Here is a 14,275-nt window from a genome sequence, read left to right as displayed (position 1 = left end):
GGTGCGGCGGGTGCGGCCGGCGCGGCGTCGGTCAGCAGCATCTCGCTCGGCGCTGCGGGCTCCTGGAACCAGCTGTGGCGGCAATTGGCGCAGCGCACGGTGCGCCCGTTGGCGCCGATCGCCGTATCGGGAACGACGTAACGGGTGTGACAGGCGGGGCAGGCAAGGATCATGGTCCCCCTCTAAACACGGCGATTCGCGCGTGGCAAGCGCTGCGTCGCGCGTCGCCACCCACTCGCCGCTTGTCCTTGTGGAGAAGGCGTGCGACAGGCGGGCGCATGGGCGCCGACGCTGCACCTTTGCCACGAACTTTCCGGGGCGCGCGCCGACGTGCGGTGACGCCATGACGGACGGCGCCAGCCCGCGTCCCGGCGGCGCGATGGTCGAGTTCGACCGCGTCGGACTGCGCTACGGCCCCGATGCCGAAATCCTCGCCGATATCAGCTTCAACCTGCAACCCGGCAGCTTCTATTTCCTCACCGGCCCGTCGGGTGCGGGCAAGACGTCGCTGCTCAAGATGCTCTATCTGGCGCAGCGGCCGAGCCGCGGACTCGTGCGGCTGTTCGGCGAGGATCTGGTCAACATGCCACGCCACCGCCTGCCCGGCTTTCGCCGCCGCATCGGCGTGGTGTTCCAGGACTTTCGCCTGATCCCGCATTTGAGCGCGCGCGACAATATCGCGCTGCCCCTGCGCATCGCGGGGGTCAGCGAGGAGGATCTGTCGGGCCCGGTCGGCGAGATGCTGAGCTGGATCGGCCTCAACGAGCGCGCCCACGCCTTTCCCCCGACGCTGTCGGGCGGCGAGCAGCAACGCGTCGCGATCGCCCGCGCGGTGATTGCGCGCCCGCAACTGCTCGTCGCCGACGAGCCGACGGGTAACGTCGATCCCGAAATGGCGATGCGGCTGTTGGGGTTGTTCGAGGCGCTCAACCGGCTCGGCACCACCGTCGTCGTCGCGACCCACGACATTCACCTGATCAGCCGCATCGACAATGCGCAGATGATGCGGCTCGAGAAAGGCCGGCTCGCCGACCCCACCGGCGCCTTGCGCTATCCGCCTGCGAACCGGGTGTGACGCCTTGATCATCCCGCGCGTTCCCGTCCAGCACCGCCGCCTGCTCCCCGATCGCCGCCTGTCGGGCCCGACGCCGTGGGTGATCGCGATCCTGATGATGCTGACGTTGCTCGCCGCCGGCGCCGGGGTTGGCCTCGCCCGCGCCGCGAACAATATCGGCGACGCGATTGCCGGCCGCGTCACGGTGCAGATCGTCACCGCCAATCCGGTGACCCGCGCCGAGCAGGCCGCCGAGCTGCGCCGCCGCGCCAGCGCCGCGCCGTTTGTGCGCGATGCCCGCCAGGTCGGGCAGGACGAACTGCTCGCGACGCTCGGCCAATGGCTCGGCAGCGCGGGCGGCGACGATCCGGTGCTGCGCTCGCTGCCCCTGCCCGCCCTCGTCGACATCGACTTCGTCGGCGGCGAGCGCGCCGGCCAGCTGGCACAATTGCGCGCGCTCGTGGCGCAGGCGGCGCCGGGTGCGCGCGTCATTCCGCACGCCGAATGGCTCGGCCCGGTCGCCCGGCTGATCCGCAGCCTCGCCTGGGTCGCCGCCGGTCTCGTCCTCTTGATGACGCTCGCCAGCGGCGCGGTGGTGATTATGACCGCGCGCGCCGCGCTCGGCACCCATTATGCGACGATCGAGATGCTCCACCTGATCGGCGCCACCGACCGCCAGATCACCCGGCTGTTCCAGCGCCGCATCGCCATCGACACCGCTTATGGCATCGCGCTGGGCAGCGTCGTCGCGGCGGCGATCATGCTGCTGATCGGCTGGCAATGGTCGGGGGTCACATCGGGACTCGCCGCGACGGCGTCGCTCGGGCCGACGGGCTGGGCGCTCTTGCTGGCGCTGCCGCTATTGGCTATCGCGCTCGCAGCCCTGACCGCGCGGCTCACCCTGCTCTCCGCGCTCAAGAAGATTTTATGATCAAGCGCCTCATTTCCCTCCTGTTCCTGGCCTGGGTGCTCGGTTTCGCGTGGTTCGCGCTGCTGCCGCCGCTGCCCGCCGCGAACCAGAAGACCGATGCGATCGTCGTGCTGACCGGCGGTCCGGGGCGCATCGACCGCGCGCTCGAACGCCTCGAGGCGGGCGACGCCAAGCGCCTGCTGATCAGCGGCGTCGCGCGCGAAGTGAAACCGCGCGAGCTCGCCGCCGAATATAAACGGCCGCAGCAATTGTTCGATTGCTGCATCGCGCTGGGGTTCGAGGCCGAGGATACGCGCTCAAACGCGACCGAGGTCGCGACCTGGGTTGCGCGGCGCAACTACAAGAGCGTCCGCCTGATCACCACCGACTGGCATATGCGCCGCGCCGAATATGAAATCGGCCGCGCGGTCGGCGACAAGGTGACGATCATCCCCGACGCGGTGCGCAGCCAGCCGAGCTTCGCGACCCTGTTTCGCGAATATCATAAATATCTGGCCGGCCTAGCGGGCGGGCTGCTCGGGCTCTGATGCGCTATACCATCGCCCTCATCCGCTCGATCCTGTTCTGGCTGCTCTTCTTCCTGATCAGCAGCTTCAGTTCGATCGGCGCGGTCATCTCGCTGCCGATCTCGCACAAGGCGACGATCTGGTTCGTGCGCGTCTGGGCGAAGGGGCACCGCCTCTTTTGCCGTTTCGTGCTCGGGCACAGGATCATCGTCGACGGCGACATGCCCGACATGCCCGTCCTTTACGTCTTCAAGCATGAGGGCGCGTTCGAGACGATCGAGCAGCCGGGATTGTTCAAACACCCCGCAGTCTTCGCCAAGGAACAATTGTTCAACATCCCGGTCTGGGGTCAGGCTGCGCGCTTTTACGGCCTCGTTCCGGTCGACCGCGACGGCGGCAGCAAGGCGATGCGTGCGATGCTCGCCGCCGCCAAGGCCGCGCTGGCCGCCGACCGCCCGCTCGTGCTGTTCGCCGAGGGCACCCGCGTGCCGCATGGCGATGCGCCGCCGCTGCGCGCGGGCTTTGCCGGCGTCTACCGGATGCTCGGGGTGCCGGTGATCCCGGTCGCGGTGGACAGCGGCCTCGCCTATCCGCCGCGGCGCTGGGTCAAATGGCCGGGCACGATCACCTACAAGGTCGGCGAAACCATCCCCGCCGGCCTGCCGCGCGAGGAGGCGGAGGAACGGGTCTGGCGCGCGATCAATGCGCTGAACCCGCCGGACGCGTTGCTGGCGGGCTACAAAGCCCCGCAAAAATAGTCGTCGCCCCCGCGCAGGCGGGGGCGACGTGCCTTAATGCCGCCGCCCGAAATCGGGCGCGGCATCGTCCTGGCCCTGCTCGATGATCGACCGCCGGATCGCGCGCGTGCGCGTGAACCAGTCCTCGAGCTTCGCGCCGTCGCCGCGGCGGATCGCCTGTTGCAAGACGGTCAGATCCTCGTTGAAGCGCTGCAAGGTCGCGAGCACCGCATCCTTGTTCGCGAGGAAGACGTCGCGCCACATCACCGGATCGCTCGCCGCGATGCGCGTGAAGTCGCGGAAGCCGCCCGCCGAATATTTGATCACCTCGCTCTCGGTGACCTCTTCGAGTTCGCTCGCGGTGCCGACGATCGTATAGGCGATCAGGTGCGGTAAGTGGCTCGTCACCGCGAGCACCATATCATGGTGCGCGGCGTCCATGACGTCGACCTTGGCGCCCAGCGCCTCCCAAAAGCCCGTTAGCGCCGCAACAGCGCCGGCGGACGCGCTCGCGCCGGGCGTGACGATGCACCAGCGCCCCTCGAACAGGCTGGCAAAGCCCGCCGCCGGCCCGCTGTTCTCGGTCCCCGCGACGGGGTGCGCCGGAATGACGACATGGTGCGGCAACGCCTTCGCCAGCGCCTCGGCGACGCTCGTCTTCGACGAACCGACGTCCGAAATGATCGCGTCGGGCTTCAGCCCCGGCGCGATGGCGGCGGCGGCATCGGCCATCCGCCCGACCGGCACCGCCAGGATCACCAGATCGGCATTGGCGACCGCCTCGGCCGCATCGTCGACGATCGCATCGCACAGCCCCAGCGCGCGCGCTTCGCCGCGCACCTCGGCGCTGGCGTCGTGGCCGGTCACGACGACATCGGGCAGGTGCTCGGCGATCGCCCGCGCGAGCGACGAGCCGATCAGGCCGAGCCCGACGATCGCGACCTTTTCGATTCCCATCAGCCTTCGACCGCGGCGCGGATCGCCGCCGCCAGCCCGCGCGTCTCGTCTTCGGTGCCGATCGTCATGCGCAGCGCATTGGGCAGCCCCTGTCCCGGCAGCCAGCGCACGATATAGCCCGCTTCCATCAGCCGGTTGTAGACCGTCTCGGCGCTGACATCGCCCTCGAACAGGACGAGCAGGAAATTGCACGCCGACGGCACGACACGCAGGCCATGATTGCCGAGGCTTTCGATCTCGCCCGTCAGCCAGGCGCGCCATTCGGCGTTATGGTCGCGGCTGTTTGCGACAAAGTCCTCGTCGCCCAATGCCGCGACGGCGGCCGCCTGCCCCGCACGCGTGACGTTGAACGGCAGCCGGATGCGGTGCAGCGCCGCAATCACCTCCGCGCTCGCATAGCCCCAGCCGATGCGCTCGGCGGCGAGGCCATGGATCTTCGAAAAGGTGCGCGTGACGAAGACGTTGGGCGCGGTCTTCGCCAGCTCCAGCCCGCCATCGTCCTCGTCGACCGACAGATATTCCGAATAGGCCTGGTCGATCACGAACAGCACATCCTTCGGCAGCCCGGCATAGAGCCGCTGGACCTCCTCGCGCGTCGCCAGCGTGCCCGTCGGATTGTTCGGATTGGCGAGATAGACGACGCGCGTCTTGTCGGTCACCGCCGCGAGCAACGCATCGACGTCGGTCGCATAATCCTTGTCGTCGGCCTCGACCGGTACCGCCCCGACGCGCCGCGCCGCGATCTCGTAGACCGCGAAGCCATAGCGCACATAGAGAATCTCGTCGCCGAAGCCGGCATAGGTTCCCGCCGCGAGGTGGAGCAATTCGTCTGACCCGTTGCCGCAAATGATGCGCGCCGGATCGAGCCCGAACTTCGCCGCGATCGTCTCGCGCAGCTCGGTCGCCCCCGGATCGGGATAGCGCGACAGCGCGTCCGCCGCACCCTGTGCCGCAGCGAACGCCGCGCGTGCCTTGTCCCCGGTGCCGAGCGGGTTTTCGTTCGCGCTCAGCTTGATCAGCGGGCGACCGTCGGCGCCGGCCGACTTGCCAGGCACATAGGGGGCGATGCCGCTGATCCACGGCTTGGGGGTGAGGGTCGGGGTGGTGTCGGTCATGCGGCGGCGTTTAGCGCGTGAGCGCCGCGAGTCCAGCACGTTGACAGCCCCCGCGCACCCGCTTAGCTCCGCGCGCATAATGGCGAGCGCGCTCCACCAGATATCGCACCAGAGCGTGACGATCCCCACCCCGCTGCCGCTCGACAGCGGCCAGTCGCTCGACGGGGTCACGATCGCCTGGCAAAGCTATGGCGCGCTGAACCCCGACAAGTCGAACGCGGTCCTGCTCTGCCACGCGCTGACCGGCGACCAATATGTCGCGAGCGACCATCCCGCGACGGGCAAGCCCGGCTGGTGGGCGCGCATGGTCGGCCCCGGCAAGCCGATCGACACCGACCGCTTTCACGTCATCTGCGCCAATGTGCTCGGCAGTTGCATGGGGTCGAGCGGCCCCGCGACCCCCGATCCGGTGACCGGCGCGCCGCTCGGCATGGCCTTTCCCGTCATCACCATCGGCGACATGGTGCGCGCGCAGGCGATGCTGCTCGACCATCTCGGCATCGACCGGCTCCACGCGGTCGTCGGCGGCTCGATGGGCGGCATGCAGACGCTCGCCTGGGCGGCAGCCTATCCCGAACGGCTCGAACGCGCGCTGGTGATCGCCAGCGCGGCGCGCCATTCGGCGCAGAATATCGCCTTCCACGAGGTCGGGCGCCAGGCGATCATGGCCGACCCCGACTGGCAGGACGGCAATTATTACGACAAGTTCTGCATGCCCACCAAGGGCCTCGCGGTCGCGCGCATGGCGGCGCACATCACCTATCTCTCCGAAGCCGGGCTGACCGAGAAATTCGGCCGCCGGCTGCAGGCGCGCGACATCAAAAGCTTCGGCTTCGACGCCGATTTCCAGATCGAATCCTATCTCCGGCACCAGGGGCTCGCCTTCACCGACCGCTTCGACGCCAACGCCTATCTCTACATCACCCGCGCGATGGACTATTTCGACCTCGCCGACCCGCACGACGGCCGCCTCGCGGGCGCCTTTGCGAAAGCGAAGGACGTGCGCTTCACGCTCGTCAGCTTCGACACCGACTGGCTCTACCCCACCGCCGAATCGCGCCGCATCGTCCAGGCGCTGCAGAGCGTCGGCGCCGCGGCGAGCTTCGTCGAGCTGTCGGCGCCCTATGGGCATGACAGCTTCCTGCTCGACGTGCCCGCGCTCGACCGCCTTGTCGCGGGCGCGCTGGGGAGCGGTTTCTGATGGCGCTGCGCCCCGACCTCGCGATCATCGCCGACGCCGTGCCGTCATCGGCGCGGGTGCTCGATGTCGGCTGCGGCGACGGCGAGCTGATGGAGGCCTTGCGCGCCAAGGGCGTCGATGCACGCGGGCTTGAGATCGACCCCGCGAACGTCACCGCGGCGATCGCGCGCGGCCAGTCGGTGGTGCAGGGCGACGCCAACCGCGACCTCGCCGACTATCCCGATGACGCGTTCGATTACGCGATCCTCTCGCAGACGCTGCAGACCACCGAGCGCCCCGATCGCGTGATCGACGAGCTGTTGCGCATCGCGCCGCGCGCCTTCGTCAGCTTCCCCAATTTCGCGCATTGGCGGGTGCGGCTCGCATTGCTCTGGGGCGGACGGATGCCGGTGACGCGGCTGCTGCCGGTCGCCTGGTACGAGACGCCGAACATCCACCATGTCACGGTCAGCGATTTTCGCGACCTGATCGGGGCGAAAGGGATTGGCGTCGCGGCGGCGTGGTATCTCAGCGGCGACAAGCCGGCGAGCGACGCCGCCGCCAGTTGGCGCGCCGAACATGCGATTTTTCTGATCACGCGGGCCTAAGCCCCGCTCAACCCTTCGGCGCCAGCCCGTTCGCCAGCAGGTCATTGGCGACCCGCGCGATCTCCTCGATATCGGCGCCTTCGTCCCACAGACCATAACGCATGCCGAGAAACACGTTCATCCCGCCGATCGCCCAGGCGTGGACTTCGCCGACATCGCCGCGAATCTCGCCGCGCGCGGCCCCCGCTTCCAGACGCTGGCGGACGCGCGCCACGGTGGTTTCATAATGGCGGCGATAGCTGGCGTAATCGACGAATTCGGCCTCGTCGATGATCCGGTAGATTTCCTTATGCTCGCGCACGAAGCCGAGGAAGGATTCAAGCCCGATGCGTTCGGCGGCGATGCCGTCGGGCGCGGCCTGGACCAGCGGGGTCACATGGTCGCGCAATTGCTCGCTCATATAGCGGACGAGCGCCTGGAAGATTTCGTCCTTCGAATCGAAATAGGTGTAAAAACTGCCGAGCGCGGTCCCGGCGCGGCGCGTGATGCCGCTGATCGACGCATCGTGGAACCCACGCTCGCCGAACTCGACCGCCGCCGCATCGAGCAGCTTGCGCAGCGTTCGCCGCCCGCGTTCGGTCCGCGGCACCTTGTCGGGATTGCCCGCCTCGCCCCCCTTGCCGGGCGCGGAAACTCGCGGCTGGTCCATCATCTGCCTTCCCGTCCTCCCCCGTGCCGTCCGTCCCGTCGCTCGAACGACACGGCCAGCGTGGCTTTTTCGCATCACCCGCCGCCAAAAGACAGCCGATAAATTTTCCAAGTTGAAACTTGGTTCATGTTTCATTATTGGGCGAGGCGCGGCTTGGCAAGACCGGGCCCCAAGAAAATAGAGACCCAGAAAATCGATGGGGTGGCGATCTGGCCGCCCCGACAGGGAGAGACATCATGCGCCACACCGCCCGCGCCCTGCGCGCCGCCTGCCTTGCCACGAGCGCACTGTCGCTGCTCGCCTTCACCCCCGCCGCCTTCGCGCAGGAGGACGGAGCGAGCACCGACGATGGCGACGAGATCGTCGTTACCGCGCGCCGCCGCGACGAACGGCTGATCGACGTGCCGATCGCGGTCACCGCCTATTCGGGCGAAGCGCTCGAAAAGGCCGGCGCGATCGACATCACCGAAATCGGCCAGACCACCCCGAACACCACGCTCGAAGTGTCGCGCGGCTCGAACTCGACGCTGACCGCCTTCATCCGCGGCGTCGGCCAGCAGGATCCGGTGTCGGGTTTCGAACAGGGCGTCGGCCTCTATCTCGACGACGTCTATCTCAACCGCCCGCAGGCCGCCGTGCTCGACATCTATGACGTCGAACGCATCGAAATCCTGCGCGGGCCGCAGGGCACGCTCTATGGCCGCAACACCATCGGCGGCGCGGTCAAATATGTGACGAAGCAGCTGCCGCAGGACTTCTCGCTCAAGATCAAGGGCACCTACGGCACCTATGACCAGGCCGATCTGGTCGTCTCCGCCAGCGCCCCGATCGGCGACCTGCTCCGCGTCGGCGGTTCGGTCGCGCGGCTGTCGCGCGGCGGCTTTGGCGACAATCTCACCACCGGCCTCGAAAATTACAACAAGGATGTCTGGGCCGGTCGCGGCACCGTCGAACTCGGCGGTTATGGCGAACCGGTATTGATCCGCATCTCGGGCGATTACAGCAAGGACAAGAGCGATCCGCGCGGCGGCCACCGCCTGATCCCCAGCCTCGCGACCAAGGCCCCGGTCCTCGACAGCGTCTATGACAGCCGCGGCGGCCTCGTCGATCCAAAGCAGGAGATTGAGGCGTACGGCCTCGCGATGAACGTCACCGCTAACCTCAGCGACTCGGTGACGCTGCGCTCGATCAGCGCCTGGCGCAAGGACAAGTCGGCGACCCCGATCGATTTCGACGCGCTGCCTGCGGTCGACGTCGACGTCCCCGGCTTCTATTTCAACGAACAGGTCAGCCAGGAATTCCAGCTGCTCTATGAAGGCGACAAGCTGAAGGGCCTGCTCGGCTTCTATTACCTCGACGCAACCGCCGACACCCTGTTCGACGTCCGCATCTTCAACACCTTTGCCGGGCTGACCGCCTTCACCGAGGCCGATGTCGACACCACGACGCTCGCGGTGTTCGGCGATGCGACCTATGATTTCACCGACCAGCTCAGCCTGTCGGTCGGCGGCCGCTACACCTGGGACAAGCGCGAAGCATCGATCCTGCGCCAGAATTATCTTGGCGGCGGTTCGCCGGTGTTCGGCGGCGCGGGTGTGCCCTTCGGCGCCCCCGGCACCGATTTCGAAGGCAGCCGCAAGTTCAACAAATTCACCCCGCGTGCGTCGCTGACCTTCAAGCCGACCCCCGACCACACGATTTACGCGAGCTATTCGCAGGGCTTCAAGGGCGGCGGCTTCGACCCGCGCGGCGTCGGCGTCAATGCGCCCGCCGCCATCCCGGGCAAGCCGACCGATGCCGAAATCTCGGCCTTCCTCAGCTTCCGGCCCGAACAGGTCGAAAGCTATGAACTCGGGTATAAGGGCAGCCTGTTCGACGGCCGCCTGAACGTCGCGATCGCCGGCTTCTACGCCGATTATACCGACGTCCAGATCCCCGGCTCGGTCGCTTGCCGCGTCGGCGGCCTGCCCAGCTTCTGCGGCGTCGTGTCGAACGCCGGCAAGGCGACCTTCAAAGGCCTCGAGTTCGAGGGCCGCGCGCGGCTCGCCGAGGATATGGCGGCATCGGGCGACAGGCTGACGCTGTCGACCGCGCTCGGCTACATCGATGCGCAATATAAGGAATTTATCGCCAACATCGTCAATCCGGCGACCGGTCGGCCCGAACCAACCGACGTTTCGCAGTTCCGCCGGGTGCAGAACACCCCGAAATGGACCGCCAGCGGCACCCTCGCCTATGCGACCCCGATCGGCGATGGCGACCTCAGCTTCGGCACGACTTTGTCGTACCGCAGCAAGACCAATCAGTTCGAAATCCCCAATCCCTATATCGACCAGAACGGCTTCGCTTTGTGGGACGCCAGCCTGGTCTACACCGCGCCCGAAGGCCGCTGGAGCCTCGGCGTGTTCGGCAAGAACCTGACGAACAAGCATTACAAGACGTCGGGCTATACCTTCATCAACATCAACCCGGTCACCGGCGTGCCGGTCCTCGGCGCCAACGGCCTGCCGACCTCGGCGCTCGGCACCGAAGGCACGCTGACCGCCTTCTACGGCAACCCGCGCCAGGTGTTCGTCACCGGCACGGTCAAATTCTGACCGCAGCCATCATCCTGAAAAAAGGGGGAAAGGGGCGTCCATTGCGGCGCCCCTTTTTTTGTGACCGCGCCTGTCGGCTTCGGGGTGAGAGGCGGACGCCTCTTTCATCGTCATCCCGGGCTTGACCCGGGACCCGCCTTCCTTCTGTCGCCGTCGGATCAAAGACAAGGCAGGCCCCGGGTCAAGCCCGGGGTGACGGAAAACGGAACGGCGCGTTCCCGCCCGAAATCAGCTCCCCAGCGCTGGCGCCCCGCCCGGCGCGACCATGCGTTCGCCGTCGATGACGATCGGGCTCGCCACCCCGTCGATCGACGCGCCCTCGGGGCGAAACCGCATTCCGCGCGCGATCACCTGCGGGTCGGCGAAGACCGCGGCGAGGTCGTTGATCGGCCCGGCCGGCACATCCTGCGCTTCGAGCGCCAGCGACAGCGGCTGAGCCTCCCATGCGGCGATCTTGGCCGCGAGCAACGGAATCAATTCGGCGCGGTTCGCGAGCCGTGCGGCATTGTTCACGAAACGCGGATCATCGGCCCATTGCGGCTCGCCCAGGATCGCACAGAGCTTGCGATATTGGCCATCGTTGCCGACCGCGATCACCAGCTGGCCGTCAGCGGTCGCAAAGACCTGATAGGGCACGACATTGACATGGGCGTTGCCCATGCGTTTCGGCGCCACGCCGCTCGCCAGATAATTGGCCGCCTGGTTGGCGAGCACCGCGACCTGCGAATCGAGCAAGGCCATGTCGATATGCGCGCCCGCACCGCTGACGTCACGGCGTCGCAGCGCCGCGAGGATCGCCACCGCTGAATACATGCCGGTGAAGATATCGGCATAGGCGATCCCGGCCTTTTGCGGCGGCCCATCGGGATCGCCGGTCAGCGACATGAAACCGCTCATCGCCTGGACGATATAGTCATAGCCCGCGCGGTGCGCATAAGGCCCGGTCTGCCCGAAGCCGGTGATCGAGCAGATGACGAGCTGCGGAAAATCGGCGCGCAGCCGCGCCGGATCGAGGCCATATTTGACGAGCCCGCCGACCTTGTAATTCTCGATCACGACATCGGCATCGGCGAGCAGCGCGCGCACTACGGCCTGCCCCTCGGCGCTGGCGATATCGATCGACACGCTCCGCTTGCCGCGGTTGGTGCTGTGATAATAGGCCGCCCCAAGATTCGCCCCGTCGGCGCCGGTAACGAAGGGCGGTCCCCATTCGCGCGTGTCGTCGCCGCCGCCCGGCCGCTCGACCTTGACCACCTCGGCGCCGAGGTCGGCGAGCAATTGCCCGCACCACGGCCCCGCGAGCACCCGCGCCAGTTCGACGACGCGGATGCCCTGCAGCGGTCTTACACCCTGAGGCTCAGGCAAAAGCCGAAATGCCGGTGATCGCGCGCCCCAAAATCAGCGCATGGACGTCGTGCGTGCCCTCATAGGTGTTCACCGTCTCGAGGTTCACCGCATGGCGGATGACATGATAATCGGCCGAAATGCCGTTGCCGCCATGCATGTCGCGCGCCACGCGCGCGATATCGAGCGCCTTGCCGCAATTGTTGCGCTTCAAGAGGCTGATCATGTCGGGGGCGACATGCCCCTCGTCGATCAGCCGCCCGACGCGCAGCGCGGTCTGCAGGCCAAGCGCGATTTCGGTGAGCATGTTGGCGAGCTTCAATTGCACGATCTGGTTCGCCGCGAGCGGGCGGCCGAACTGCTTGCGTTCGCCCGTGTAATTGCGCGCCGCCTCGTAACAGAATTCGGCCGCACCCATCGCGCCCCAACCGATGCCGTAGCGCGCGCGGTTGAGGCAGCCGAACGGGCCTTTGAGGCCCGACACATGCGGCAGCAGCGCATCCTCGCCGACCTCGACGCTATCCATCACGATCTCGCCGGTGACCGAGGCGCGCAGGCTCACCTTGCCCTCGATCTTCGGCGCCGACAGGCCCTTCATGCCCTTTTCGAGCACGAAGCCGCGAATCGCACCGTCGTGCGCGTCGGACTTCGCCCAGACGACGAAGACGTCGGCGATCGGCGAATTGGTGATCCACATCTTCGCGCCCTTGAGGCGGTAGCCGCCCGCGATCTTTTCGGCGCGGGTACGCATGCCGCCGGGGTCGCTGCCCGCATCCGGTTCGGTCAACCCGAAGCAACCGACGAGTTCGCCCGAGGTCAGCCCGGGCAGATATTTGCGCTTCTGCTCCTCGCTGCCATAGGCGTTGATCGGGTGGATCACGAGGCTGCTCTGCACCGAGCAGGCCGACCGGTAGCCCGAATCGATCCGCTCGACCTCGCGCGCGATCAGCCCGTAGCTGACATAGCTGAGGCCGGCGCCGCCATATTCGGGGTCGATCGTCGCGCCGAGCAGGCCGAGCGCGCCCATTTCGGACATGATCTCGCGGTCGAAGCGTTCGTCGAGAAACGCCGAGGTGACGCGCGGCAACAGCTCGGCCTCGGCATAGCTGCGCGCGGTATCGCGCACCATGCGCTCTTCCTCGCTCAGCTGGGCGTCGAGCATCAGGGGATCGAGCGGGTCGAGCGCGACGACGCGCTGCGGATCGGCGAGGGCCATGGAACGGGGCTTTCTCTGTTCGCGAGCGCCCCGGGACCGGAACGCGCGCTACGGGGTGGTCGCGGCCGGCGTCTTTCCGGCCACTGCGGTGACAGGGCCGCCGCGCGGCTCCAATATCGCCGCGGTCTCGATCAGGTCAAGCGCGCGCCGCGCCTCATGGTAACGGCGCGCGTCGATCAGCCATTCGTTCGCCGCGCCCGCACCCGCGCCGGGCATCGCCTCGACCTCGGCGATCGCCTTGTCGGCCATGCCGCCGGCGAGGTAACGGCGCGCGCGGTCGAGGCGCTCGGTGGCGCGCGGCGATTGCGTCCCGGCGGCGCGCACGACGAACAGCTCGCCGAGTTCGCGGCGCAGTCCGGTCCACAGGCTCGCATCGTCGCCGTTGCGCCCGACGAGTTCGGGGGCGATCGTGTCGAGTCCGGCGCGCAATTGTTCGAGCGTGACCGGGTCGCGCGAGGTTTCGATGATCGTCTTGACCGCATTGGGCTGGTCGTCGCCGAAGCGCAGCCGCAACTGCGCGTCGAGATAACCGAGCGACAGTCCGCGATCGAGCGCGCGGCGCACCGCGAAGGCGACGAGCAGCCCCTCGGCGCGCGAGGCATTGCCCGACGCCGACGCGGCCTCGAGCGTGATCCGCGACAGCCGTTGTTCGAGTTCGGCGACCCGCGCCGGCAGCGCATCGGCGCCGTCGGCTGACGCTCCACCAAGCGGCAACTCACGCGCGCCGGTCGGTGCCGGCGCTTCGCCCGCGCCCACGACCGCAAGCGTGCCGCCGGGCGTGGCGGTTTCGACCACCTTCGCCTTCGGCGCCGCGCCGTCGTCCGCCAGCCAGCGGTTCATCGCCCAGCCGCCACCCGCGATTCCGATCAGCAACAACAGCAGCGCGGCGATGGCCAAGCTACGGAAAGATGGCCCTTTGCCCGACGGCTCCGCGCCCAGCCGGACGGGGGTCTCGCTGCTTTCGATTGCCATATGTCTCTTTCAAACGACCTTATTTTTGCGCCTTTTGGCACAAATCATGCGCCGCTGTCACCATCGCCGCGTCGTCGGGGCGCCCCGTAACGGTAACACTGGCCCAGCCGCTCCCCGCCGCAGCGGCGACCGCCGGACTGATCGCGAGCAGCGCCAGATGGCGACGATCGGCCGCGACCAGCTCGTCAATCCGCGCCGCGCTACGGGCCGAATGGGCGAGGATCACCGCCGGCGCGGCGATCAACCCATGCCAGATCGCGGCCGGCTCGATCGGATCCACGGCATAGCAGGGCAGCGCATCCAGCCGCGCGCCCCTGACATCGGGAGCCGAACGGTCGCGCCCGCACAGCCACAGGATTCCCGGCTTTTCCGACGACGTCATGGCGTCGATCAGCTGTTGCGCGTCGCC

14 protein-coding genes and 1 pseudogene are annotated in these 14,275 nt (G+C 67.7%); 7 read left to right on the top strand and 8 right to left on the bottom strand.

Annotated features, from left to right (window positions below; translation table 11 throughout):
• The coding region (locus tag ACREB7_RS18305) for a zinc-ribbon domain-containing protein (protein ID WP_431593709.1) at positions 1 to 173 on the bottom strand (173 nt) is incomplete at its 3' end.
• A gap of 170 nt (positions 174 to 343) precedes the next feature.
• On the opposite strand from ACREB7_RS18305, the gene ftsE reads away from it, so the two are divergent.
• From ftsE to ACREB7_RS18285, 4 genes are read left to right on the top strand one after another with little or no spacing between them, the layout of a single operon-like run.
• Positions 344 to 1,075 (top strand): cell division ATP-binding protein FtsE, encoded by a 732-nt coding sequence (gene ftsE, locus ACREB7_RS18300; RefSeq protein ID WP_431593708.1) that lies wholly within the window; start codon positions 344 to 346, stop codon positions 1,073 to 1,075.
• A gap of 4 nt (positions 1,076 to 1,079) precedes the next feature.
• Positions 1,080 to 1,985 carry a cell division protein FtsX gene (locus tag ACREB7_RS18295; protein ID WP_431593707.1) on the top strand — a complete coding sequence of 302 codons (906 nt, stop codon included), beginning with the start codon at positions 1,080 to 1,082 and terminating at the stop codon, positions 1,983 to 1,985.
• Positions 1,982 to 2,512 carry a YdcF family protein gene (locus ACREB7_RS18290; RefSeq protein ID WP_431593706.1) on the top strand — a complete coding sequence of 177 codons (531 nt, stop codon included), beginning with the start codon at positions 1,982 to 1,984 and terminating at the stop codon, positions 2,510 to 2,512. Before ACREB7_RS18295 ends, ACREB7_RS18290 begins: the two co-directional genes overlap by 4 nt.
• The gene (locus tag ACREB7_RS18285; RefSeq protein WP_431593705.1) at positions 2,512 to 3,249 is read left to right on the top strand and encodes a lysophospholipid acyltransferase family protein; all 738 of its coding nucleotides are present in this window, start codon (positions 2,512 to 2,514) and stop codon (positions 3,247 to 3,249) included. The genes ACREB7_RS18290 and ACREB7_RS18285 overlap by 1 nt, the downstream gene beginning before the upstream one ends.
• A 33-nt stretch (positions 3,250 to 3,282) precedes the next feature.
• On the opposite strand, the gene ACREB7_RS18280 is transcribed toward ACREB7_RS18285, so the two are convergent.
• Positions 3,283 to 4,185, bottom strand: coding sequence for a prephenate/arogenate dehydrogenase family protein (locus ACREB7_RS18280; RefSeq protein WP_431593704.1), 903 nt, complete (start codon positions 4,183 to 4,185; stop codon positions 3,283 to 3,285).
• Positions 4,185 to 5,300: a histidinol-phosphate transaminase gene (gene hisC / locus ACREB7_RS18275; protein ID WP_431593703.1), complete on the bottom strand. Its 1,116-nt coding sequence runs from the start codon at positions 5,298 to 5,300 to the stop codon at positions 4,185 to 4,187. Before hisC ends, ACREB7_RS18280 begins: the two co-directional genes overlap by 1 nt.
• Positions 5,301 to 5,379: 79 nt before the next feature.
• On the opposite strand from hisC, the gene metX reads away from it, so the two are divergent.
• Positions 5,380 to 6,501, top strand: coding sequence for a homoserine O-acetyltransferase MetX (metX, locus tag ACREB7_RS18270; RefSeq protein WP_431593702.1), 1,122 nt, complete (start codon positions 5,380 to 5,382; stop codon positions 6,499 to 6,501).
• A complete protein-coding gene (gene metW / locus ACREB7_RS18265; protein ID WP_431593701.1) occupies positions 6,501 to 7,088 on the top strand; it encodes a methionine biosynthesis protein MetW in 588 nt (195 codons plus the stop codon). The genes metX and metW overlap by 1 nt, the downstream gene beginning before the upstream one ends.
• A 7-nt stretch (positions 7,089 to 7,095) precedes the next feature.
• Here metW and ACREB7_RS18260 read toward each other — a convergent pair whose 3' ends face one another.
• Positions 7,096 to 7,737: a TetR/AcrR family transcriptional regulator gene (locus tag ACREB7_RS18260; protein ID WP_431593700.1), complete on the bottom strand. Its 642-nt coding sequence runs from the start codon at positions 7,735 to 7,737 to the stop codon at positions 7,096 to 7,098.
• Between the two features lie 236 nt (positions 7,738 to 7,973).
• Between ACREB7_RS18260 and ACREB7_RS18255 the strand changes: the two genes are divergently transcribed.
• Positions 7,974 to 10,334, top strand: a complete 2,361-nt coding sequence (locus ACREB7_RS18255) for a TonB-dependent receptor (RefSeq protein ID WP_431593699.1) — start codon at positions 7,974 to 7,976, stop codon at positions 10,332 to 10,334.
• A 228-nt stretch (positions 10,335 to 10,562) separates the two neighbouring features.
• Here ACREB7_RS18255 and ACREB7_RS18250 read toward each other — a convergent pair whose 3' ends face one another.
• From ACREB7_RS18250 to ACREB7_RS18235, 4 genes and pseudogenes are all read right to left on the bottom strand, one after another.
• A complete protein-coding gene (locus ACREB7_RS18250) occupies positions 10,563 to 11,699 on the bottom strand; it encodes a CaiB/BaiF CoA transferase family protein (RefSeq protein ID WP_431593698.1) in 1,137 nt (378 codons plus the stop codon).
• Positions 11,692 to 12,894, bottom strand: a complete 1,203-nt coding sequence (locus tag ACREB7_RS18245) for an acyl-CoA dehydrogenase (RefSeq protein WP_431593697.1) — start codon at positions 12,892 to 12,894, stop codon at positions 11,692 to 11,694. The genes ACREB7_RS18250 and ACREB7_RS18245 overlap by 8 nt, the downstream gene beginning before the upstream one ends.
• A gap of 48 nt (positions 12,895 to 12,942) precedes the next feature.
• The gene (locus tag ACREB7_RS18240) at positions 12,943 to 13,866 is read right to left on the bottom strand and encodes a mitofilin family membrane protein (RefSeq protein WP_431593696.1); all 924 of its coding nucleotides are present in this window, start codon (positions 13,864 to 13,866) and stop codon (positions 12,943 to 12,945) included.
• Between the two features lie 19 nt (positions 13,867 to 13,885).
• Positions 13,886 to 14,275, bottom strand: a pseudogene (locus tag ACREB7_RS18235) (uroporphyrinogen-III synthase); the annotation flags it as partial.

The sequence above is a fragment of the Sphingopyxis sp. genome (assembly GCF_050725615.1).
Taxonomy (GTDB): Bacteria; Pseudomonadota; Alphaproteobacteria; order Sphingomonadales; family Sphingomonadaceae; genus Sphingopyxis.
Note: the sequence above shows the minus strand (reverse complement) of the source record. Positions and strands in the feature narration are given on the sequence as shown.